Source organism: Sporosarcina sp. QA0331, from assembly GCF_055808055.1.
This window is the reverse complement of record NZ_CM147850.1, coordinates 2,066,297-2,089,352: the sequence shown is the minus strand read 5'-3', so window position 1 is coordinate 2,089,352 and position 23,056 is coordinate 2,066,297. Positions and strand designations below refer to the sequence as shown.

Below are 23,056 nucleotides of genomic sequence, written 5' to 3'. Positions count from 1 at the left end.
TGTCTTCAATATTTTGGTTGTTCATTAGTTTTGCGAGTAAAATGTCCGTAAATGAACAAGTTTTACGACTAACTACTTCTTTGATTTGTATAGCGCTGACAACACAAATCATTTTACTTTTTAGTAAACAGATGAAGAGGAATTCATTTAAAATTTTTCCTGGTACTTTTTCTGAATGAAAACATAGCATATAATTACTACTAATTCTTGGAATCCAGAGCGTTAATCGAAAGTAAAGGGAGTTGATCAAAATAAAAACGAAAGTTAATTATCCATTTGTTTATTTTCTTATAGAACCCAATGGAGTTTTGGTTTATCAAATCAAAACACAAAATTATGTAACTGTTTTAGATGTAAATGAAAATGGGGACTGGCAAACGTTTGAAGTGGAACATGAAGAGGCTTTTGAAGCTTTTAATCACGAAACGGGCAATCTTCTCGAAGGACAAGGATTTGTGATGAATCAAAACGATCTGAACCAAATAGTAGAAATCATAAATGAATATATTCAAAAGCACCGACAATCTTATTCACGTAGCCCGATCGATGAGGGTGAAGTTATGCCTGTACATATTGTTTCTTCAGAATCTGCAGCTGGCTCCTTTCGAGTTGGGCTAGATAGGCCAAAGATTGTTATTGGTTTTCCCGATTCCTTTTCGATTGGTCCATTGTATAACTTACATGAAGAAACGGGGCAAACGATTCGCAATGAATGGATATATGAACATATTAATTATGAACAAGATGATTATATATATGAAAATAAATTTTCCAATACAGTGCAGGAGATAGACGATATTCCTAATCAATATCCTATCTACATTTGGTATGCCAATAATGTCGATGAACAAATCGCTCTTCGGTTTCTTCTTTTTTTACTGCGCGATAAGACAAATGATATTTTTCTCTTGAACTCAACTGAACTCTATGAACAATACATCATGCCCCGGGGTGAAAATAGAAAAATACCATATACAAGTCAAATCGAATCAAACGATTTACGTATCCTTTTTGAAAAGAGAAGGAAGGACGTGCCTCTATCCGAGCAGTTAAGAAGTCAGCTACTAGAAGAGTGGCTGTTCTTGGCGCAAACGAAAGAAGACCTTCGTATATGGGAGAAGGACGAAATAAAGGGTGTCAATGAAGATTACTTCGATTCCCTGATCATAGATACCTTGGAAATGCTGCATCGCAAGCAGGAGAAAAAGGATTTCATCAAGGCGGGAATGGTGATTGGAGAAGTCTTATCAGGGACAAAAGAATTGATGAATGTTTTCTTCCTAGAATATAGAATACGGCATTTAGTATATAGTGGACTTCTTGAACTTAAAGGAATCCCCAAATCAATGAGACATTATAGTATTAAACTGCGGTGCTGAATCTAATACATGCTGGAATAATTAACAGGATAGGTGCTTTACATGAGTGCATTTAAAAGGTTCATTGAATTCCTAAATAGACTAAAAGAGTTTGATAGTTGGGGAGATAAATATGAAGGTATGACTGACAAAGAAAAAGAATATATGGACAAAGTTCCATCACAAAATCCCTACGGACTTATTGGATTGATTCTTGGTGGGATTGCCTTTACTTTCGGACCAAAATACGGAATTATCCCTGTAGTTACACTAACTTTTTGCGTAGTGACACTATTTACATTTGACAAAGAAAAAGAAGACAATCCTTGGCCATTTTACTTGGGTATAGCGCTTTCCGTGATAGGCCTGGGTATGTTTATAATCGGAGAGGCACACGATCTTATTCTCTAACTTAAGAGGAATGAATTACTACAAACGCGCAATTAATTGGAGTAAGCGTTTTTAGGAGGGAGTCAGCCATGTTAATGAAAAAATCATTGAAAATAGTATGTTCAATTATTTTTATCGGTTCTCTCTTGGTCGGTTGTACAGCCAATCAAACGAACTTAAAAAAGACAAAAAGCGACGGTTTAACATTTAGTGAGTACTTTCGTGCATACGATAGGCTGGATGAAAGACGAAACAGTAAATTTTATAAACCGCTTTCGATGGATGAAGTGCAGTCGACGTCCTTGCCTGATGAAGTGAAAAAAGTTATACATTCAGTCGATTTGAAAGATCTGTCTTTTAAAGTTGATGAGGAGAATGTCTATTTCGTCACTTCGAAAAGTGAAGAAGGAAAAGATATTAACCAAGTCCAAGTCAGTTATCTTGGCAAAAACGAGTATGGCAGCATAGAACGGTTTTTTATCATTTCCGCAACCGAAAGTGATCGAAATCCACTGGAGGCTCATGACATTTCAGATGAAGTGGATTTGGTTGGAAACAAATTAAAGAAAGAACACTTGACGGATAACTTCCCGATCTACCAGCAGGTCCTCACAACAAATAGCGCCTTGCTGTATAGGTATTATCAATATGATGAAGAAGATAACAAAATAACAATCGTCGGTACTACTGCAAATGAGTTTTACACTTATTATAATGGTTACATTTATCATGTCGGCTATTTGATAGACAGGGAAAAGAATGATGAAGAAATGCAAGAGAAGATGCTACAACTTACACGGGAATATATTTTGGGGAATTCGCGATAGTAAAGGTGAGTTAATTATACAAAAAGGTTATTTCTAAAGCGAAAAGTGTAACATTTCTCCAAAAGTAATCGGCAGAGTATTAAAATGGATGTATTTCTAAACATGAAAAAAGGATACTGGGGGAAAAGGCTTATGAAAAGCTGGACAGGTTCAGCGGGTATTTGCATTAATGAACAAATGGAAGTCTTAATGGTTAAAAGTTACGATTCGGAGCAATGGGCAATACCTTCAGGTGGAATTGAAGAGGGGGAGACCCCAGAAGAATGTTGCGTCAGGGAAGTTAAAGAAGAAACAGGTTATGATGTGAAACTCATTAAACAGCTCATGGTTAAAGAAACTATCATCCAAGGAATTCAAGTAAAAACTTATTATTATAGGGTAGACAAAATCGGCGAATGCAGTGGAGTGAACGATCCCGACAACCTCATTGCTGAAGCTGCATGGAAGTCGATCACGGACTTAAAAAAATTGAAACACGCCTATCCTGAGGATTTAGAACTTTTGCTAGAGCAATTAGACAGCAGCCAACATCGAATCGATATTAATATGAGGTGAACACATTATGAGGCGATTGAAAAAAGGAGATGCAATTGGCATATTTACTCCGTCTTCTCCTGAAACGGTTATGTCAAAAATGCGCTTTGAACGGGCAAAAACTTTTTTGGAAGAAAAGGGATTTGAGATTATCGAGGGTAAATTGACTGGACAAATGGATGGATATCGTTCGGGAACACCGAAGGAGCGCGCTGAAGAATTGAACGAATTGCTACGAAATCCAAATATCCAGATGATCATGTCCACGATCGGTGGGACAAACTCAAACAGCATGCTACCGTATATTGATTATGAAGCATTTAAGCAAAACCCTAAATTGGTAGTAGGCTATTCAGATGCAACAGCGATCTTACTTGCATTGTATGCAAAAACAGGAATTACAACATATTATGGACCTGCATTAATTCCTTCTTTCGGTGAATATGAACCGTTAGTTAATGATACATATCGATATTTTGAACATTATTTTATGGACAATAATGACCTCCCATACGAAATTCCGATGCCGCCATACTGGTCTGACGAGCCGGTAAATTGGTTGGAAAAGACAACGGAGAAAAAACTGTATAAAAATGACTGGATCACTGGCCATTGTGGGGTTGCTGAAGGTAGACTGATGGGCGGCAATGTGAATGCAATGTATGGATTTATCGGTTCACCATATTTTCCTGAAATTAAGAAAGGCGACATCTTATTATTGGAGGATTGTATGAAAACCGCTTCCGTAGTAGAAAAAAACTTTGCGATGTTAAAAGTACACGGCGTTTTCGATAAAGTGGCGGGCATTATTTTAGGGAAGCATGAGCAATATGATGACTTGGGCACGGGCAAACAGCCGCTGGATTTATTGCTAGAACAGTTGGATGGGCAGGAAATTCCGATTATGGCTGAATTCGACACATGTCACACTCATCCGATGCACCCACTGGCGATTGGGAAGACAGTGAAGATAGATGCCGACAGAAAAAAAGTGTTTTGTACGGAACACTGGATAGGGGAATGAAAATATAAAAAAATATACGGGAAAGTAATTAAACCAACATTCTACATTAAGCAAACCAGTTCTTTGATAGATGCAGTACTTGAATGATTGTCCATTCTATGAAATAGAATAACTAACAGGGCGTTGATCCAAAAGGATTAACGTCTTTTTTGTCGAACGTATTAGTAGAGCTTGAAGTCAATTCAACACCTTTACATATTATTTTCCGATTATTGCATCCTAAACAGCCTCACCGTCGCCTAAAAGGTAGCAACGAAAAAGGGGGGTTCCTCATAGAACATAAAAAACTAATGATACGGATTCAAAACGGTGATGACGAAGCTTTTGCACAACTAGTCAACCCCTTGATTGAAAAAGGGTACAGGACTAGTTTTAGTATTCTTAAGTCGAAAGAGCAGGCAGAAGAGGTTGTCCAAAACGCGTTGATCGAAGCATACCGTAATATTATGAATGGAAAGGATATTAAATATTTCAATACATGGTTTTATAAACTGGTATCCAACCGCTCAATTGATGCTTGGAGAAAGAATAATCGCCGGAAGGAATCACCGCTAGATAACGATGTGGTGGCTGACAATCATGGCGTGATGGAAAACATAGTACAAGAGGAAACTGAAAATGAGATTAAAAAAGGTATACTATCACTTGATAACAATGACTACCGGAACGTTCTCATCCTCTACTATTACCAAGAGCAAGCAATCCAGGAGATAGCAGATTTACTGGAACTAAAAGTTTCGACGGTGAAATCACATCTTCGCAGAGCAAGGATTGCTCTGAAAAAAAGGTTGATTGAAAATCAGTTTATAGGGGTGAATTCACAATGAAGATCGATGAGTCGTTAAAGAAAGAAATTGAAGAAGAGATGGAAAAAATCCAAGCTCCATCTTCATTGTATGAATTTGCTAAAAACATTAAAGATGAGTCGAAAAACAGAATGGAAACTGAAAAACCTAAAAGGAAAAAAGGTTGGAGGGTATTTCATTTTGTAGCTGCAGCGCTTATCAGTCTAAGCATACTGACGGGTTCCGCATTCCTTAATCCAACTATGGCGGAAGTTTTATCTAAAATCCCGTATATAGGACAAGTATTCCATAAACCGATACAAGAAGTAATTATGGAAGTGTTGGTGCAAGAAGGAGTAAAACCGGTTAGCATCGGCATGGGCATGTGGCAAGGGAAGCCACACTTCGACATAGAGCTGAATGGAACAGAAGAATACGTTAGTCAAGAAGAAGATAACGTTTTACGTCTTGTAACCGAAACGCTGAAAAAAAGAGGGTACGATAACTACGAGTTAAAGGTCTCTGCTAAGTATGAGGCATCTCCCGTTATGAAAGAGATAAATAAACAAAGGGAGGATCTAGCAGAAAAGTTAATGAGGGACTTGCAAGTCGAAGGCTACCCAATTATGAATGTTAATGCATATAGTCCTGTAGTCAAAGTGTATATCCCTATTACTGATGAAGATAAGCAAGTGGAAATTTACAGGGCTGCAATTGAACTTTTAAAAGCAAAGGGTACACCGAAACAGGTACAGATTATACCTCGAGATATTTCGGAAGAAGAAATTAAGAGTCAGTGGGCGCCCGCCATGCGAAGCATCGGAGACGAGTTTCTCCTGAAAAAAGAGTATCAGCTAGCTGATATTAGATATTCCTTTAAGGCTGAAAAAGTAAATATTACGGTCAAGACGAACATGATATTATCGGATCCAGAGACTAAAGAGACGGTCACCAAAATCCGAAATGGAATAACAGAGTTCCTAGAAAGCGATGAAGTTAAAAAAGAGATAGAGAATCAGCCATATGAGATAATTATACAAGACAAGAATGGCAAGTTAGTAAATGATAAATGAAAATGAATTGATGCAAAATAATACACCTTTCTTAGGGAGGGTGTATTTATTTTTGACTTGGACGAATAGTTCGAAAACAAATCATGCCAGCATGTTATAATTGATTTAATTGCTAGAAATCTACAGACAGCACAGGCAGAATAGTAAATAAAGAAGTTGAGACTTTTGGAGTGATAGAATTGTTAAAGGTTACATTGGTACCACATAATAAAATTTATGCAAAATCAATGTCGTCACTTTCATCAGCACACCAAGTAAAAGACGCATTAGGACTTACCGATGAACAAACTACTTTAGAAGGAACACTTGATTTTATTGAGTTTATTTTGAAGCAAGAGAGAATAGGAAAGCAATACTCGAGAGTGATTCTTGACGAAAATGAAAATGCAATTGGGGTCATAACGCTAAAAGACATTAATAACACCAATAGTACTTGTCATATTGGTACTTGGATAGGTCATCCATATTGGGGAAAAGGTTATAATGCATTAGCCAAAGCAGAAATATTGTATATTGCCTTTGAAGTATTGAATTTAGAATATGTATTTGCAGGAGCAAAATTATCAAATATTCGTTCGCAAAAGGCTCAAGAAAACCTTTCATATATTAGGATTAATGTACAGTCAGAGTTTCCAGAGGAACATAGGAAATTGGAAGCGCAAGTAAAATCATCGGTTATTTTGAATGTAATAGAGAAGGAAATGTTTTTGAAATGGTATTCAGAAAACAGACAAAGTATTTGAATAAGGACTTTGCCTGAAATTATTCGAGGAGAAGATAAATGTACATCAACAATAAGGACATTTACCCCAGCAGCCACACCACTACAAGAATAGTCGAGGTAGGGGGGCTTACCAAACCACAGCTTATCGATAAAATGCAGCAGGAAAATATCTTGCTGAATGAACTTGGTAAAAAACTATTCGCTGCTGATATTTTTACGACTTCTATAGATCCGTATGTATTGAAAACGGTTGAGCTTTCGGTACATGATCTAGGATTGCCAGCTGGAGGGACGATAACTGAGATTTACAGGAGGGCGGATCAACTTGGTTTGGAATTATGTCCATTGGAACTCGGTCCTTTTTTGAGACTTGGCTATCTGGATCAACCCGAAGGCTTCTTAGATAGTCAACAGCAAAACCAAGCTCCAAACGGATCTATTACTGTGGCATCAAAAATATTGACTGAGGATGATAACTTTCCCAAAGGTTTTTATTTAAGAAGGATCAATGGCGTACTTTGGCTTCGTGGATATGTGTGTGACAATCAGCACGTTTGGTATCCTAGTGATTTCTTTATTTTTGTTAAGCAAGATTGAGATATTAGGAGGGATTGCATGAATTACATTCAAGATATGAGAAAGCTAATTGGTCACGAACCCCTCTTCACAGTTGGCTGTGGAGTAATTATAGAAAAAGAAGGTTGTATATTATTGCAGCATCGGACTGATGAAGATAATTGGTGTATTCCTGGCGGCGTAATGGAGATCGGAGAAACGTTTGAGCAGACAGCTAAGAGAGAAACTTACGAGGAAACGGGATTGGACGTTGGTGAGTTGAAGTTATTCGGAATGTATTCAGGAGAGAGCTGTTTTGTTCAATATCCAAATAACGACCAAGTATACAGTGTGCAAATCATCTTTACTACGTCTACATACAGCGGTGAACTGAAGCAGCAAGGAATCGAAAGTAAAGAGCATCGATTTTTCAAGAGAGAAGATTTACCCGAAAACTTAAACCCACGCCAAGAACAATTTATTCATCATTGGGCTGAAAATGAAACTTTGCCAGTAATTAGTTAATCTGTAATTGGGCTTAATCCTAGATTGGCTACTGTTTTTTATTGAATCATCGACCTAGATTATTTGCTGTCATAGTACCGAAAAAAGGGTGTTCCTAAATATCTTTTCCTATATTAGAAATAGTGATACATCAGTAGGTTGCATGTATGAGTTTCCAAAACTAAGTAATACATTTTGGAGAGGCGATGTATTTACCGAAGATGACCTTGAAGCAGATTGATTAAAAGAACTTCATCCCGAAATTCAAGAAGACACTAAGAAGTCCCTCAACTTTGAAACTGTGAAATTTCATAAAGACTTAATATAAACCCATTTTATTTTTTAACCATTAGTAGCGAAAGTTTGCCACCGTCAATTCCGAATGCTTTAGTTGAAGATAGTTGGCCTGCTCTAATGGCTCTTTTTATATACAACTAAGAGGCAGGTTAGTTCATGAAAAGCAGTGAAAATTTTTCGTTCGCCTTATAAGAGGGGAGAGGGACAGCTATGAAAAAGTATGTGTTATTCATGTTATTATTGTCGTCTTTTGTTTTACTGTTATCGGCTTGCGCCCAAAGTGAAGAAGAAAAAATACAAGTTTACTTAAAGGATAAAAGTGAGAATTTCTATGACTTTTTAGTTGTTGATATTACAGATGGGGAACTTAACATTGAAGTTAAGATGCTTGCCAATTCTGATAAGTGGAGTAATGATGATGCGGAATTTGATGTACGCGTTGAAACTAAAGCAACATTGGAAGCTGTAAAGAAATATTCAAAAGAACATTTAGATGTAGTAAAGGAAGTAAATCTTTACTTTGTTAATAGAGAATCAAATAAAACAGTTGCAGAAATAAACACAAATAATGATACTATATTGAAAACTAATTGGAAAGAAGTGAGCAACCTAGAACTTCCACTAATTGTGGATAGTTACAAATATCATGGTGTATTAAACTAGTTCTTCAACTGTCATTGAACTGCTTAGACAGCTCTTATATGTGTTGCTATAACTAACGAGTCTTTTAACTAGGAAATAATCAATGAGCAAATCTGCTATCTGGCGATGTCCTCCTGTAGTTTGGATTTTTATGCTTTTTACAATTATGAGGTGTATATGTTGAACAAAAATTATTGGAAAACTATCTTTGTTGTATACATATTATTGGTAATTAATTTTATAGTGATTAAGTTTAACGGAAATGTAAGACATGTAATCAATACCAAATCAATACCATACAATCCAATATGGATCGTAGAACTAACGGAGAATCTGGTGCAAACTTAGTTCCCTTTAAAACAATTGAAACTTACCTTAGTAATTTGAGTTTCGACGTCGCCTTTGTAAATATCATAGGTAATATCATCCCCTTTATTCCGATGGGATTTCTAATCCCGATGGTTTTCCAATCACAGAGAAAATTATTTATTACAATGTTCATTTGCTTATTAATGATAGTCAGCATAGAGGGCATTCAGTTCTTTGCATATTTAGGGTCATTCGATATAGATGTTATTATATTAAATATGATCAGTTGTTTTTTAGGTTTCTTATTATTTAAGGCGTACAAGGGTGTCTACAAAAGCATGCTCCTGAGTATAAGGTAAGGTGATAGGGGTAGACAGACCACTTCAGTAGGAATCAGCAGAAGCAAGGGAATCCTATTGAAGGATAATAGGGTGCAAGAAATTATTCAATTAAAAAGTGATCTCTGATCTTTGCCCTGCGATTCACAATACGTATGTGGATAAGGCTGCTTTTAAGGGGTGAATGGTATTTATAAGGTAAAGGAAAAGAACCATCATGCCGCAGGATTTTGGATTCGTTTAGTAGCTGACTTTCTAGATTTTATGATTGTATCAGTGCCAATAACCTTGCTTTATTATTTTATCGTTGATGGGGAATTTTCAACTGATTGGTCAAGAAATACAATACCCAATATAATTTATACATTCTATCTAATAATCACACCATTAATATGGAGAGGTTATGCGGTTGGGAAACGAATCTGTTACATAAACATTCAAAGATTTGATGGTCAGAAACTTAATATCCGAACAATGATTTTACGTGAATTGATTGGAAAAGTAGTATTGATTTATATTACATTTGGCATCTCAACAATAATTAATATTTTCATGATTAGTTTACGAAAAGATAAGCGTGCAATCCATGATTTAATTGCAGGTACGTTCGTAAATAGAGAAAGCCCATATCGTCATTTTTGAAATTCAACTGAAATGCAACAGGTACTTCACTTGATGCTCTTTGAGAGCATAGCCGTTTATTTCTTGTTGTTCAACTAGAGTGTGTTATTTAACTTGTGTCCAACGACTGATACCAGATTGTAGAGATTAGAATGGAGGGGATGGCTTGTTCTTCTATGGGTCTATTATAGTTATGATTATATATCTATTAATTTTTAGTTTTATAATCTATTTTTTAATCAGCGTAATGCAATTCATGAGACGGAAAAACGATCATGATCGAATGCTTATTCAAAAAATTGATGAACTCACACAAAAAATAGATGATCTGAATAATAATTAAGGTTGTCATATGAATTTTTCTTGTTAAAAAAAGGGGTAGTTAAACCGCCTACATGCAAATCTATTCGACGTTGATTGGAAAAAGAGGTGTTTTGAAAATGACGTTGTGTATTCTTTGGTAATCTCCTTTTAATTAGTTTGGCAGCTTGTTCATCAGCCAAACAAACTGTTGTTGCGGATGAGGTGATCTTCTATGGCGAGGGAGATTATTGGAATGTCCAGTATTTTTTAATCCTAAATTGTATGATGAAAAGAAAGTAAATTGGGTTGAAATCGAATTGAAAGATTTAGAACTAGTAGTGGAAGATTTGTATGATATTGACATTGAGTTTGAAAGTAGCGAGCGGCTAATTGCAGGGAATATGGGAGGTATGAAAACAAAAATTGATGGAAACGTTATTTCATTTTTAATTGGTACTGTTAATACTGAAACTTATAAAGAGGATCAATATAAAGTTACAATAAAATTTAGAGATAAACAAGATGTTATAAGATTACAGTTATTAGAAGATCGTTGAGCTGCTTAGAGGGCTCTTTTTTCTTATTCAACTAACGGGGCAGGTTAGTTGAATAATGTTATATTTAAACCATTCCAATATGAGGCGTTGAGAAAAATGAAAAAGTTCTTTGTCAAAAGATGAGATAAAAGATATTTTTGGAGAGTATTCTTTAGCAGGCGAAGGCGAACTCGAAGGCAATGAAGTTTGGCTATATGACAGTGTTAAAGGTGATTTTGATTACGATAGAAGCCTTCAAAGCGTAGCTTTTGATGAGTTAAGAAATGAAAACGTAAATTACCAGTTATATATAAATTTTGTAGATGATAAAACTATGATGTATTTGTACATTTATAAAGGTGAAGATGGGCAACTACGAAATTTCCAAGTAAATCCTGACGGAACAACTCAGGAGATTGAGACTAACTAATTCAACGGGTGCTTTACTTCAAGAAGGAGTAAAGCTTTTTTCTTATTGAATTGAATCAGCAGTTTACTTGAAGAAGGGATTTTCTGATAACAGTGGAATATAAATTGGGGTAATAAAGTTAGGGGTGTGCATGTGGAATTTATAGAAAATTTAATTTTATCTTTACTCTTATATCCTTTTCTTGCTTTTATCCACGAACTTGGACACGGATTTTTTGTGAAATTATTTCGAGGAGAAATAATTCGGATCGGATTTGGCACTGGGGAAAATATATTCAAAATCAAAAAGTTTCATATTGGATCACAATTGAAATGGCATGGTTATATCCAATTCATTTTTCCCGAAAAACTCAGTACGAATAAAGAATTATGTGTTACATTGGGAGGAGTTCTTTTCAATTTTATTACAGGTTTAGTAATTTGGGCAATAGTCTCTTATTATGATATTGCCTCAACTTTATTAGGTCTTTCTATAACAATTTCATTTATGATGGTAATCATTAATTTATTGCCACTAACATTTTCCGACGGGACTGTGTCTGATGGAACACAAATATTAACATTACTGAAAGAGAAACGAACTGAAAAGACTTCCATAAAAAAAGATTAATCGTATAGTTTACTCTTATTATGTGCAGCATCGAAGTGATAGAGCAGGTGGTTATTAAGCTAACGGGTGCTTACTTCAAGATGGAGTAAAGCCTTTTTTCTTATTGAACTAACGGAGCAGTTTAGTTGAAGAAGAAGGTTTTTTTGCGATTGAGTTGAAGGTTAATATATGTAAATTATTGCACAAGAGGGGTACCTTACTTCAAGAAAAAAGGTGATTACTTGTTACGATGTATAACCATTAATAAAGATACGATTATAGCTTCTAGTTGTAATAAAGTGGCTGTAAAGAAGTTATCTGATGAAAAAAATTTATCTGCCCTAATTGTAAAAGTATGGTGATATTTAAATCAGGAAAAGTAAAGAGACCACATTTCGCTCATTACCAGTCCGAATGTGTAATCACGAACTATGAACCAGAAACAGTTTCCCATTTAAAAGGAAAACAAGTCTTATATGAATGGTTAAAAAAGAAATTTCCAACGGCGGATGTAGAATATGAGGTATATATCCCCGAAACAAACCAAATAGCTGATATATTTGTGGAACATTCAGACGGTGAAATGGAAGGTCTTAGATGGGCATTTGAGTTTCAGCATAGTCCCCTTAATTCTGCAGACTGGGAAACAAGGCATCAACTGTATAAATCGGCGGGTATACAGGATTTTTGGGTTTTGGACAAGGCGAAGTATATGAAATTCTCTAAGGCAAAAGATATCACGGAAGCCCGAATTAGAAACGAATTAGAAAAAATCATATATAGTAGAACAGGACTATGCTATTTTTGGATTTAGAGTCTCTTGAACTGGCTATTGATTTTTATTTCACTACGTCGTGGCATACTACGATTGTTAGAGGTGTCAAGCGTCAGAATGAATATACTTATCATAGCCCTATTCATCATTCAACGCATATAGATCAGGTTAGATTTAGACTGAATGATGAATTTAAGCATGGTGTCTTGGTTTATTCTGAAATCGAAAGCCAAATGGAAGAAAGATTATCATGGGTTCTTGGCACGCTTAGGGGAAAGAGCAAAGATAGCAGAACGTGAATTACAGGAGAGGGCTAAAGAAAAGAGGCTGTTCGCTAAGAGAAAATATGGGAAAGAGCCGATGGAGGTTTTTTGGCGTTTCATGAAGTCAAACAGAGATGAGTTGACGGACGATCTGCGGAATTTACCCGTAGAGGAATTCTTTGCGAAGTATGAGCCTTTTTTTGAAAAACTTCAGTTGGACATCGAGGAATATAGGGCATTGAAAGATAGTGAGGATTTGGTGAAAAGGTTAATTGAAAGCCTAATAAATGAGTCAGATCTTTTCTCACTGAGGTTTCTGAGTAAGCAAGGGAGCCGTTCTTTAGAAGAATATTTAATGTCCATCCATCGTGAGAAAATTGAGGTGGTCTCCTATGTCTACGACAAGTATATAAGAGATCTGGAAAAGATCTCCAGTATGAACTTCAGAGCAATTAAAAGGAAATTAGATAAAATCAGCCCCCTTATTACGCCGTGGGAAAGTAAACCAACAGCAATTGATTATGCTATTAGGTATGCGCGCATTGAAACAAGAGAGGCGGCGGATGAACATATGAAACAAGTAAAGGAGCGAATTATTGACTTCAATCCTTTTGCCGATATTGAAGATTAGATATAATTTAATCCATTCTAACGAATCCCTTACAATCAACGGCTTTTTAAACTTAATAGCTTTTAACTTAAGTGTAGGTAACAAGGTAGAAATATGGTTTGAGGTAATATGGAAGAATCCTATCTTGGTCAAGCTGGAGCAATAAAAATTGAGTAAAAGAATAGGATTTCTTATTCAACTAACGAAGCAGGTTAGTTTGAGAAAACTGAATTGGTGGTGATGGGATGGATTTAATAATGATTCGACACGGTCAAGGGGAGCATACATTGGATTTGCCCAGGAGCCTACAGCATAGCGATCCTTCATTAACTTCTTTAGGTATTGAACAAGCAAGAAAATTAAAAGCTCATTTTCATTTAATTGAAGAGGATGTCATTTTTATTAGCCCAATTAGAAGAACTTTGGAAACAGCGGCCATTTTTAGTGAAGCTGTTAACTGTCGTAAGATTGTAAGCCTATTAGTATCGCCACGAATGTTTCCTATTCTCCCTTACAAAGAGACGTTGCCTTGTGATAAAATCCTTGCCTTAGAAAGAATCAAAAATGAATATCCAACCTTTGAGTTGGATCTGGTATCTCCTGCGGAATTGTGGAGCATTGGCATTAATACTATGGCTGAACAAACGTTTAAAAATTTAGCACGTAGTTTTATTTGGAAATGTAGAAAACTAAATAAAGATAGGGTGTACATCATTTCCCACGATGGGACGATAACCTCATATCGTCAATTAATTACTGGCCAAGTCTTATCTCGAAAGGATTTCCCAAGCGAAACAGGTTGGTTTCAGCTTAGTTTGTAGGGGGTGTTTCTATGAATAGATTTACTATTACATCAGGGGCGGTAGTTCTTGATGAATATAAGAGAATTTTATTAAAAAAAGATCCTTTTCGGGGTTGGGAGTTACCGGGTGGGATTGTAGAAGAAAATGAAAATATAAGGAATGCAGTAATTAGAGAGGTTAAAGAAGAAACCGGAATAAACATTGATATTATTGAATTTCGTGGAGTCTCGCAAGAGTTGAAAAGAAATATATGTAATATGTGGTGGTTAGGTACACCTATCAACGGAAGTTTACAAACAAGTAAAGAAAGTTTAGAGGTCGGTTTTTTTAGCATTGAAGAAGCATTAAAACTGATAAGATATGATGACTTTAAAGAGGAACTATTAATATGTTTAGATAAAGATAATCATCCATTTTTTATTACATTATAAGTATTTATTATTAAACTAACGGGTGCTTTACTTGAAGATCGTTGAGTTGCTTGTAGGCTCATTTCTTGTTGAACTAACGGAGCAGATTAGTTGAATAAGGAAATATTCTCAATAAAGAGGTCTTTGATTTTCTAAGTCGAATTACTGTAAGAGGTTATGGATTTAACTAAACCAACTAAGGGGAAAGTAAGTCGGAACAAGGATTAGAAATACAAGGGAAAAAGAGTTAGCATTGGTGAATATTTTTTGGCCATGTGTGGATGTGTCTTGTCTTTGGAGAGGAGATAAAAAGATGATTGAATTACGAAAAATAAACGGGGATAACATAGATGAAGTAATATCGCTTGATGTTGAAGAAAACCAGAAAGAATTTATATTAAAAACTACTAACCTTAGATGCTTCGCAGACGCTCATATGTTGAACACAGATGGTATACCAGCTTCTCCATTAGCTATTTATGCGAATGATACGATGGTTGGATTTTTGATGTATATTTATGATACGACGGACCATGAATCATTTCAAAATGAAGTATTTTACGGGAAGAAGACCTATTTCATTTGGCATTTTATGATTGATAAGAGTTACCAAGGAAAAGGATATGGCAAACTAGCCTTTGAAAAAATGTTGGCGGATATTGAAACTATGCCTTACGGGGAAGCAGAAAATGTAGACCTCTTTTATCATAAAAGTAATGTCAAAGCTAAAGAATTATATGCTTCATTTGGTTTTGTAGAAACAGGCATCATTCAGAATAATTCGGTGCATGCGATTAAAAATATAGATGGTAAAATAACAGAATCCTTAGTAGGATAGGATTTCTCGGAAAGAAATGTAAGCCATCAACCTCTTGACCTATAATAAACGCAAATATCCAGAAGAAAAACCGATTTTGTTAACTCTGTATTAGCCAAAAAATTGAATATTATATAGTGCTTGTTCAACTAACGGGGTGCTTTAGTCAAGTAGAGCCATGTCTTATAAGACATGGCTCCTTACATGTGCGCCCAGCATGGGCGTAGTCTATAGGGTGCAAGTCCCGAGCTGTGAAGGTAGAAGTAACAGTTAGCTTAACGCAAGGGTGTCCGTGGTGACATGGAATCTGAAGGAAGCGAGCGGCAAACCTCCGGTCTGAGGGACACGAACTTCATATAAGGCTATGTGTGATTGGATGAGTTTGCATGACAAAACAAAATCCATTCTACCGAAGGTCACATGTAGTAAATGAAGCAGATAGGTGGAGGGAAAGACTATGTCCTTACCTGGGGAGGTCTGACTGATAAGCCAAGTACACTTGGTAACCTATCCAGCGATGGGTAGCTGAACAGTCAGAAGTCAGCAGAAGCCATAGTACCATTCGAACTCGAGAAGAATGGGAAGGGCTGAACAATTAAGAGAGAACAACATCTTGGCATTCAGCAACCTGTGAAGAACACAGATAACCGATAAGGCATGCTTGAAGGAGGAAGTGGTGAATCCCACAGGGGACTTCGAGATGGTGGAGCAGGACTGGCATAATGAGAACCGTTGTTCACGGAAAGAGGCGTAACATGTTGATGGAACGAATACTGTCACGCGAAAATCTGCTCTCTGCCTTGAAACGGGTGGAGCGCAATAAAGGGAGCCATGGTGTGGATGAAATGCCCGTACAAAACCTACGAAGGCACATCCTGGAACATTGGGAATCCATGAAAATGGAACTCCTTCAGGGAACCTATGAACAGCAACCCGTCCGCAGGGTCGAAATCCCGAAACCTGACGGTGGCGTGCGACTATTAGGTATCCCTACCGTGACAGTTCGCTTCATACAACAGGCTATTGCCCAAGTTTTAACTCTTATATATGACCCAACATTCTCGGAACACAGCTATGGGTTTCGACCAAGTCGAAGCGCCCATGATGCAGTTAGAGAAGCGAAAGGCTATATACAAGAAGGATACCGATGGGTTGTCGATATCGACTTGGAGAAGTTCTTCGACAAGGTTAACCATGATAGACTCATGGGGACACTTTCGAAACGAATCAATGACAAACGTCTACTTAAATTAATCCGTAAATATCTAAAATCGGGCATCATGATAAATGGTATCGTGATAAACAACGAAGAAGGCACTCCCCAAGGAGGACCATTGAGTCCTCTCCTGTCCAACATCGTTCTCGACGAACTGGATAAGGAATTAGAGAAGAGGGGTCACAAATTTGTCAGGTACGCCGATGACTGTAATATCTATGTGAAAACAAAGAAAGCGGGAAATCGGGTCATGGAGTCAATTACCTCTTTTATTGAGGGTAAACTTAAGTTGAAAGTGAACCTGAATAAATCTGCGGTCGACCGCCCATGGAAAAGGAAATTTCTCGGATTCAGCTTTACGTTCCATAAAGAACCAAAGGTTCGGATTGCGAATGAAAGCATGAAAAAGATGAAAAGCAAAATCCGTGAATTAGCTTCAAGGAGAGAGCCTTATCCGATGGATTATCGAATCGAGAAGCTTAACCAATACCTCATGGGATGGTGTGGATACTTTGCCTTGGCAGATACGCCAAGCAAATTCAGGGATTTTGATTCGTGGATTAGAAGAAGACTAAGAATATGTGTATGGAAGGACTGGAAGCAACCAAGAACTAGAGTGAGAAAACTCATAGGACTGGGTATCCCTAGAGGAAAGGCTTATGAATGGGGAAACTCGCGCAAAGGGTACTGGAGAATCTCCGGCAGTCCAATACTACATAAAACCCTTGGGAACTCCTACTGGAGTTCCCAAGGGCTCAAAAGTCTGTTATCTCGTTACGAAACTTTGCGTCACCAATCTTAATTGAACCGCCGTATACCGAACGGTACGTACGGTGGTGTGTGAGGACGGGGAGTTAATCACTCCCTCCTACTCGATTTAAAAGTACTTCTGATAATACTCTTTCTTTAGCCTTCCGCCTAATTGAGCGTAGAACCTTGTGGTTTCAATTTTCTCATGCCCCAAAAGACTTTGTATGACTTCAATAGGAGCTCCATTATTCAATAAAAGAGTTGCATAGCTGTGTCTAAGTTGGTGTGGATGAATCTCTTTGTTGATTTCGGCACGATTTGAAATTCTTTTGATGATGTATCACATTTGGGCAACACTCATTTTATGTGGCTGCCTTGCTGTTACAAAGATGGCTGGATTATTGTCATTCCGGCTTTCAAGATATCGTTTAAGCCATATGTCGCAACGTGTATTGAAATAAACTTCCCTTTCCTTATCTCCTTTTCCTCTAACGATCACGGATTGGTTTGTCCAATTAATATTGTTCTTTTTTAACGCAACTACCTCTCCAATTCGACAACCGTTAGAAAACATGAATTCGAAAATCGCTTTTTCTATTGGGGTATGACAGGATTCACGAAGGTGTTCAATCTCTCGTTCGGTTAAATGCTTGGGTATCCGCTTACCGACTTTGGGCTCTTTAATCTTGGAAGTTGGATTCTTACTCAGGTAGCCTTCTTCATGAGACCTACGAAAAAAAGATTTCAGAAAGCGGATACGATGTGCAAGGCTGGCTGGTTATAAATGCTTACCCGAGACGGCAAGATATGCCTTCAGTCGATTCGTATCCAGCAATTCCATCTCTACATCCTTAAAATAATCGATTAGTAGCGTAGACTGTAACTGATAGGCCTTCAACGTTTGTGGTGAAAAACCTTCTATCCGTTTATCAGCTTCGAATGAAGACCATGCTTTTGAAAGTAACAATTCCATTCCCCCTAAGAGAGTAATATTAAAGGGATTATAGCCAACTTAATAGAAGTATAGTCATATGGAGTATTTTCACTAACGGGCAGGTTAGTTGAGGAAAACTGAATAGGTGGTGATGGGATGGATTTGATACTGATTCGACATGGTCAAGGGGAGCATACATTGGATTTGCCCAGGAGCCTACAGTATAGTGATCCTTCATTAACTTCTGTAGGTATTGAACAAGCAAGAAAATTAAAAGCTCAATTCCCTTTAATTGAAGAGGATGTCATTTTCATTAGCCCAGTTAGAAGAAATCTGGAAACCGCAGCCATCTTTAGTGAAAATGTAAATTGTCGTGAGATTGTAAGCCCATTAGTTTCTCCACGAATGTTTCCTATTCTCCTTTACAAAAAGACGTTACCTTGTGATAAAATCCTTGCTTTAGAGAAAATCAAAAATGAATTTCCAACCTTTGAATTGGATCTGGAATGTCCGGCGGAATTGTGGAGCAATGGTATAAATACTATGGCTGAACAAACTTTTGAAGATTTAGCAGGTAGTTTTATTTTGAAATGTAGACAACTAAATAAAGATAGGGTCTACGTCATTTCCCACGATGGTACGATTACTTCGTATCGTCAAGTAATTACTGGGCAACTCTTATCTCGAGAGGATTTCCCAAGCGAAACAGGTTGGTTTCAACTTAGCTGTTATTGTTTAACTAAATGGGCAGTTTAGTACAATAAGAAAATAATTATTATTCAGTATTAAAAATGGAAATATATGTCGGTATAAATATATATTAATAAAAGGGGGAAATAATCAGTGCGAAAAAATGTAAAATTACTATATTGTATATTGGGAAGTGCTGTACTTGCCTCATTGAATAATCCTATGCTCGGTTACGCTAAACTTGGAATATTCAAGGGTGGTTATGGTGGAAATATACTTGGAGAGTTTTTAGTTTTTATCGCTGATATACTGTCTTTAGCTGGGTTTATACTATTAATAATATTTTCTTCTATATTAATATTCAATAACATAAAAATTAAGGATAACTAAATAAACTTTCGCTTGAATATTCAACTAACGGGGTGCTTTTCTTGATGATCGTTGAACTGCTGGGGGCTCAATTCTTATTGAGCTAACGCAACAGAATAGTTCAACAAGGTTAAGGGTTATTAAGTTTGGGAGTAGTGGGAGGAAAACTGTATGAAAACAAGAGCGATTTTAGGGATAGCATTGACTCTGACGCTAATAGGATGTTCCAATACTACCAAGACTGCATCGGAACTTCCAGCCACTTCAACAATTCTATACCACCCAGAACAAGATAAACCATACACCAAGGAAGACGCAATCGTGGCATTCAAGAAGGACAAGGAATTTAGCAAATATGCAATAGCCGATTATGTATTGGTGAAAGATGATAAACTACCAATGTTAAAGGCGGTCATTTCCTTTCACGACCATGAAGCGAACACATATGCCAATCTTGCTTTCGTTTACGGAGATACGATTCTGCGCGTGGGTTTTGCAACGAATGAAGTAGAGGGTGTAAAAACTTACGAAATTGCGAATGATAGTCAAATAACTTATGTCGGGGAGGGTGCCGTAACAACATCAATTCGTAAAATAAAAAACGAATGAAGTAATCGACTAAAAAATTACCTTCTCACATGATAAGGCAATATCAACAACGAATTTTAAGGTTGTAGCGGAGAAACCAACTAAATAAGTGGAATGAGCTTAAACGGGTGTTTTAGTGAAAATTCGGTTGTCTCTTTCACTAAAGCTTTTTTGTTTGAAATAAAAGCAACCTATCGCTAAATATGAAATGGAGTAGACTAAATTAACGAGTAATAATAACTTTTTTGAACGAAATGAAGAAATCCTGCGTTTAGTTTAACAACAATTTGAAACTTTAGTACGTAATATGCATCTACTCTTTCAAGGGGATGACTTGAAAACTAAAATTACAAAAAGTTATGTATTATTGATTTGTTTATTTTTTGCTGGCTGTTCTGATGGTTATCAAGAAAGTTTTACATTCACAGGAACAGTAGAGAAAATTCTTGTTGAAGAAGAAATGTTAGTTATTAAAGAATATGGCGGAGTTAATGAAGGTGGAAAAGATGGTAATATATATGAAATACCTGTTGATGATGTAGAGAAATATAACATTGGGCAGAACATTGAAATAACTGTCTTTTCTAATACTACTGCTGATATTTGGGATTTAGACAATTTGAAGTTCGATATAAAAACAGTCGAAAGATAAACTTCTTTTCAACTAACCGGTGCTTTTTTGAAGATCGCTGAGCTGTTCGGGGGCTCAATTCTTATTGGACTAACGCGGCAGGTTAGTTAAAGAGTAGAAAAACATTTCAGTCCTGAATAAAAATAGGCATCCTGATTGTGCGTCTAAGGAGGATAATATGAGTGAAAAACGAAAATTGGTATTGTATATTGCAATGAGTTTAGATGGGTATATAGCTACTGAAGACGAATCTTTAGAATGGCTATTTAATGTTGAAGGTGAAGGAGATAACGGATATTCAGAGTTTTATGAAACAGTAGATACAATTTTAATGGGAAATAGAACATATGAGTGGATAATGAGACATGAAACAGGAGAATTCCCCTACAAAAATAAAGATTGTTATGTATTTACAAGAACTTCAATTGAAGATACCGAAGACGTCAAATTTATTAATGATGATGTAGTCAGTATTACTAATAAATTGAGTAATCAAGAGGGAAGGAACATTTGGATTGTTGGCGGGGGAGAGTTGTTGCAATACTTCATGAAAGAAAAATTGGTTGATGAAATTATTTTAACAGTAGCCCCAGCTATAATCGGAATGGGAATTCCGCTATTTAAAACAGGAGATTATCAATTAGATCTTACGCTGCTAGGAACCAGGAACTTCAATCAATTCGTGGAATTACGTTATAGTGTTAAAAAATAATAATAATATGTTAACTAAACTAATCGGGTAATTACAGTTATGGACTAACTAAAGACTTGAATATTGATTTGGTTGGTAGAATAAAAAAGATGCCGATGACCAAATAGAGGAAGTGGATTTGGTCATTGGCACCTATTTATCTTGCTTGTTGCAACCGAAGGACATCGGCTTTTGTTTCTAGCAACTCATTTGAGAGAATCGTTACTTTGGCATCTACTTTTCGTATTTTTTCACTGAGATTTTCCTCAACCGAATCAATGCGTTCCATTACTTCTTCGTGATTCGAGTTGACCGTTTCGCTCAAATCATTCAGTTTGTTTATATTCGATTCGACAGTCGATTGTAATTCTTTTAGTTCGTTAGTATTCGATTCAACAAGTAATCGCATCTCTTTCAGTTCATTCTGGTTCTCTTTGACAAGTGATGACATTTCTTTAATTGCTTGTAAAATTACGTCTTGATTGATGGATCCGCTCATTTGTTTCACCTCTTCCGCAAATAATATAGTGCATCAATTATATCATGTTTCGACAAAGGTTTCATCGTAATGTAAATAATTGGAGGTGTGAGTATGGGAAGTCATACAGCTAGTGCACCGACAAAAATGAATGGCACTAATACGACATCTGGATGCCTAAACTAAAGGATGGGTGCTCTTCATTAACTTGAAAAGAAGACCCTCTTTCTGAAATCACAGAAATAGAAGGTCTTGTTTTTTCACGAAGGAGCAAATCCATAATGATGTAAGAAGTGCAACACTTCCATTTCATATTCCTCCGGGTTCTCATTGAACGACTTTGCATGGGCACCCTTATCGAATAGCTTCAACATCTTCTTGTCTTCCTTCAGCTCATACAATTCCTTCGTCATCTGGGGCAAAATGAAATCATCTTCCATGCTATGAATGAACAGCATCGGTTTTTTGATATTCCCGATGGCCTCCCTCGGTGATATAAGACCTGTCGTATAACCATCCCTAACTTTCAGGAATAGATTGGCTGCACGCAAAGTCATCGAAGAGCGAAGAGGTGTATTCGTCCGTAAAATATGAAGGATTTGCTCGGTAAAATCAGAGAAAGGGCAATCGACGATGTAAAAATCAGCTTCGTCTTCAAACTCTCCCGCGTATAAGATCGTTGTCGCCGCTCCCATCGATTCACCATGGATGCCAAGCAATGCGCGGCCGCCAATCCGGTCGCGTACAGCGGAGACCAACGCATTCAAGTCGATCTTTTCGTAAAAGCCGAAGCTCGTCGTCTTTCCGCCAGAATCGCCATGCCGCCGATGATCATAAATGACAGAGTTAAATCCAAGTCGCTCGAATAATCGTGCATACTTGATCGAGTTGATCTTATTTTCCGTGACGCCATGGCAAATGATCATCGTTCTTGTCGTTTCAAGTGGTTGCAAGAAAACGGCACGCAATGGATAGCCATTTGGGGTATCGACCCAAAAATCCTCTTTTCGCACCGTTTCATACCAATGTTCATCGAATCGCTTTGCGATGATTTCACGCTTTACGATCAAATCATGGTCTTTCAACTTCATAAACATTAACCGATTCGCCGCATAAAAACCGAGAATTGTAAGAATGGCGGTATATATGCTTCCAATAATGCCTGTAATGTATAGGAAGCGCCGTTTCAATCA

Annotated in this window: 29 protein-coding genes and 1 pseudogene; 27 read left to right on the top strand and 3 right to left on the bottom strand. The window is 36.8% G+C overall.

Annotated features, from left to right (window positions below):
* Positions 1-242 precede the first annotated feature (242 nt).
* The 22 genes from AC0L13_RS10465 to ltrA all read left to right on the top strand — a co-directional run bounded on the left by AC0L13_RS10465 (position 243) and on the right by ltrA (position 17,534).
* Positions 243-1,379 carry a DUF1835 domain-containing protein gene (locus AC0L13_RS10465; RefSeq protein ID WP_473639318.1) on the top strand — a complete coding sequence of 379 codons (1,137 nt, stop codon included), beginning with the start codon at positions 243-245 and terminating at the stop codon, positions 1,377-1,379.
* A gap of 42 nt (positions 1,380-1,421) precedes the next feature.
* On the top strand, positions 1,422-1,769 hold the full coding sequence (locus AC0L13_RS10460) for a cell division protein FtsK (protein ID WP_473639316.1): 348 nt from the start codon (positions 1,422-1,424) through the stop codon (positions 1,767-1,769).
* A gap of 68 nt (positions 1,770-1,837) precedes the next feature.
* Positions 1,838-2,575 (top strand): hypothetical protein, encoded by a 738-nt coding sequence (locus AC0L13_RS10455; protein WP_473639314.1) that lies wholly within the window; start codon positions 1,838-1,840, stop codon positions 2,573-2,575.
* A gap of 132 nt (positions 2,576-2,707) precedes the next feature.
* Positions 2,708-3,130 (top strand): NUDIX hydrolase, encoded by a 423-nt coding sequence (locus AC0L13_RS10450; protein ID WP_473639312.1) that lies wholly within the window; start codon positions 2,708-2,710, stop codon positions 3,128-3,130.
* A 7-nt stretch (positions 3,131-3,137) separates the two neighbouring features.
* Complete coding sequence (locus AC0L13_RS10445; RefSeq protein WP_473639310.1) at positions 3,138-4,133, top strand: S66 family peptidase; 996 nt, start codon at positions 3,138-3,140, stop codon at positions 4,131-4,133.
* 149 nt (positions 4,134-4,282) lie between these two features.
* Positions 4,283-4,960 (top strand): RNA polymerase sigma factor, encoded by a 678-nt coding sequence (locus AC0L13_RS10440; protein WP_473639308.1) that lies wholly within the window; start codon positions 4,283-4,285, stop codon positions 4,958-4,960.
* Positions 4,957-5,991, top strand: coding sequence for a hypothetical protein (locus AC0L13_RS10435; RefSeq protein WP_473639306.1), 1,035 nt, complete (start codon positions 4,957-4,959; stop codon positions 5,989-5,991). The genes AC0L13_RS10440 and AC0L13_RS10435 overlap by 4 nt, the downstream gene beginning before the upstream one ends.
* 227 nt (positions 5,992-6,218) lie before the next feature.
* Complete coding sequence (locus AC0L13_RS10430) at positions 6,219-6,734, top strand: GNAT family N-acetyltransferase (RefSeq protein WP_473646951.1); 516 nt, start codon at positions 6,219-6,221, stop codon at positions 6,732-6,734.
* 38 nt (positions 6,735-6,772) lie between these two features.
* Entirely contained in the window at positions 6,773-7,312 is a 540-nt protein-coding gene (locus AC0L13_RS10425; RefSeq protein WP_473639304.1) for a helicase, read from the top strand.
* 18 nt (positions 7,313-7,330) lie between these two features.
* Complete coding sequence (locus AC0L13_RS10420) at positions 7,331-7,795, top strand: NUDIX hydrolase (protein WP_473639302.1); 465 nt, start codon at positions 7,331-7,333, stop codon at positions 7,793-7,795.
* 486 nt (positions 7,796-8,281) lie between these two features.
* On the top strand, positions 8,282-8,734 hold the full coding sequence (locus AC0L13_RS10415) for a hypothetical protein (RefSeq protein WP_473639300.1): 453 nt from the start codon (positions 8,282-8,284) through the stop codon (positions 8,732-8,734).
* Positions 8,735-9,021: 287 nt separating this feature from the next.
* Entirely contained in the window at positions 9,022-9,381 is a 360-nt protein-coding gene (locus AC0L13_RS10410; protein WP_473639298.1) for a VanZ family protein, read from the top strand.
* Between the two features lie 159 nt (positions 9,382-9,540).
* The gene (locus AC0L13_RS10405) at positions 9,541-10,002 is read left to right on the top strand and encodes an RDD family protein (RefSeq protein WP_473639296.1); all 462 of its coding nucleotides are present in this window, start codon (positions 9,541-9,543) and stop codon (positions 10,000-10,002) included.
* Between the two features lie 530 nt (positions 10,003-10,532).
* Positions 10,533-10,841: a hypothetical protein gene (locus AC0L13_RS10400; protein ID WP_473639294.1), complete on the top strand. Its 309-nt coding sequence runs from the start codon at positions 10,533-10,535 to the stop codon at positions 10,839-10,841.
* 109 nt (positions 10,842-10,950) lie between these two features.
* On the top strand, positions 10,951-11,250 hold the full coding sequence (locus tag AC0L13_RS10395; protein WP_473639292.1) for a hypothetical protein: 300 nt from the start codon (positions 10,951-10,953) through the stop codon (positions 11,248-11,250).
* A 132-nt stretch (positions 11,251-11,382) separates the two neighbouring features.
* On the top strand, positions 11,383-11,859 hold the full coding sequence (locus AC0L13_RS10390) for a site-2 protease family protein (protein ID WP_473639289.1): 477 nt from the start codon (positions 11,383-11,385) through the stop codon (positions 11,857-11,859).
* 313 nt (positions 11,860-12,172) lie between these two features.
* The gene (locus AC0L13_RS10385) at positions 12,173-12,652 is read left to right on the top strand and encodes a competence protein CoiA (RefSeq protein WP_473646948.1); all 480 of its coding nucleotides are present in this window, start codon (positions 12,173-12,175) and stop codon (positions 12,650-12,652) included.
* Between the two features lie 144 nt (positions 12,653-12,796).
* The gene (locus AC0L13_RS10380; RefSeq protein ID WP_473646768.1) at positions 12,797-13,507 is read left to right on the top strand and encodes an SAM domain-containing protein; all 711 of its coding nucleotides are present in this window, start codon (positions 12,797-12,799) and stop codon (positions 13,505-13,507) included.
* A 224-nt stretch (positions 13,508-13,731) separates the two neighbouring features.
* Positions 13,732-14,307, top strand: coding sequence for a histidine phosphatase family protein (locus AC0L13_RS10375; RefSeq protein WP_473646766.1), 576 nt, complete (start codon positions 13,732-13,734; stop codon positions 14,305-14,307).
* Positions 14,308-14,318: 11 nt separating this feature from the next.
* Entirely contained in the window at positions 14,319-14,720 is a 402-nt protein-coding gene (locus AC0L13_RS10370; RefSeq protein ID WP_473646764.1) for an NUDIX hydrolase, read from the top strand.
* Between the two features lie 292 nt (positions 14,721-15,012).
* Positions 15,013-15,537 carry a GNAT family N-acetyltransferase gene (locus tag AC0L13_RS10365; RefSeq protein ID WP_473646762.1) on the top strand — a complete coding sequence of 175 codons (525 nt, stop codon included), beginning with the start codon at positions 15,013-15,015 and terminating at the stop codon, positions 15,535-15,537.
* Positions 15,538-16,271: 734 nt separating this feature from the next.
* Complete coding sequence (gene ltrA / locus AC0L13_RS10360) at positions 16,272-17,534, top strand: group II intron reverse transcriptase/maturase (protein ID WP_473646759.1); 1,263 nt, start codon at positions 16,272-16,274, stop codon at positions 17,532-17,534.
* Positions 17,535-17,609: 75 nt separating this feature from the next.
* Here ltrA and AC0L13_RS10355 read toward each other — a convergent pair.
* Positions 17,610-18,449, bottom strand: a pseudogene (locus tag AC0L13_RS10355) (tyrosine-type recombinase/integrase).
* A gap of 123 nt (positions 18,450-18,572) precedes the next feature.
* Here AC0L13_RS10355 and AC0L13_RS10350 point away from each other — a divergent pair.
* From AC0L13_RS10350 to AC0L13_RS10330, 5 genes are all read left to right on the top strand, one after another.
* On the top strand, positions 18,573-19,172 hold the full coding sequence (locus AC0L13_RS10350; protein ID WP_473646757.1) for a histidine phosphatase family protein: 600 nt from the start codon (positions 18,573-18,575) through the stop codon (positions 19,170-19,172).
* Positions 19,173-19,259: 87 nt separating this feature from the next.
* Positions 19,260-19,496: a hypothetical protein gene (locus AC0L13_RS10345; protein WP_473646754.1), complete on the top strand. Its 237-nt coding sequence runs from the start codon at positions 19,260-19,262 to the stop codon at positions 19,494-19,496.
* 150 nt (positions 19,497-19,646) lie between these two features.
* Positions 19,647-20,084: a hypothetical protein gene (locus tag AC0L13_RS10340; protein WP_473646752.1), complete on the top strand. Its 438-nt coding sequence runs from the start codon at positions 19,647-19,649 to the stop codon at positions 20,082-20,084.
* Between the two features lie 313 nt (positions 20,085-20,397).
* Positions 20,398-20,715, top strand: coding sequence for a hypothetical protein (locus AC0L13_RS10335; RefSeq protein WP_473646749.1), 318 nt, complete (start codon positions 20,398-20,400; stop codon positions 20,713-20,715).
* Between the two features lie 157 nt (positions 20,716-20,872).
* On the top strand, positions 20,873-21,406 hold the full coding sequence (locus tag AC0L13_RS10330) for a dihydrofolate reductase family protein (RefSeq protein ID WP_473646747.1): 534 nt from the start codon (positions 20,873-20,875) through the stop codon (positions 21,404-21,406).
* Between the two features lie 136 nt (positions 21,407-21,542).
* Here AC0L13_RS10330 and AC0L13_RS10325 read toward each other — a convergent pair whose 3' ends face one another.
* A complete protein-coding gene (locus AC0L13_RS10325) occupies positions 21,543-21,884 on the bottom strand; it encodes a hypothetical protein (RefSeq protein WP_473646744.1) in 342 nt (113 codons plus the stop codon).
* Positions 21,885-22,123: 239 nt separating this feature from the next.
* A complete protein-coding gene (locus tag AC0L13_RS10320; protein WP_473646742.1) occupies positions 22,124-23,053 on the bottom strand; it encodes an alpha/beta hydrolase in 930 nt (309 codons plus the stop codon).
* Positions 23,054-23,056 lie beyond the last annotated feature (3 nt).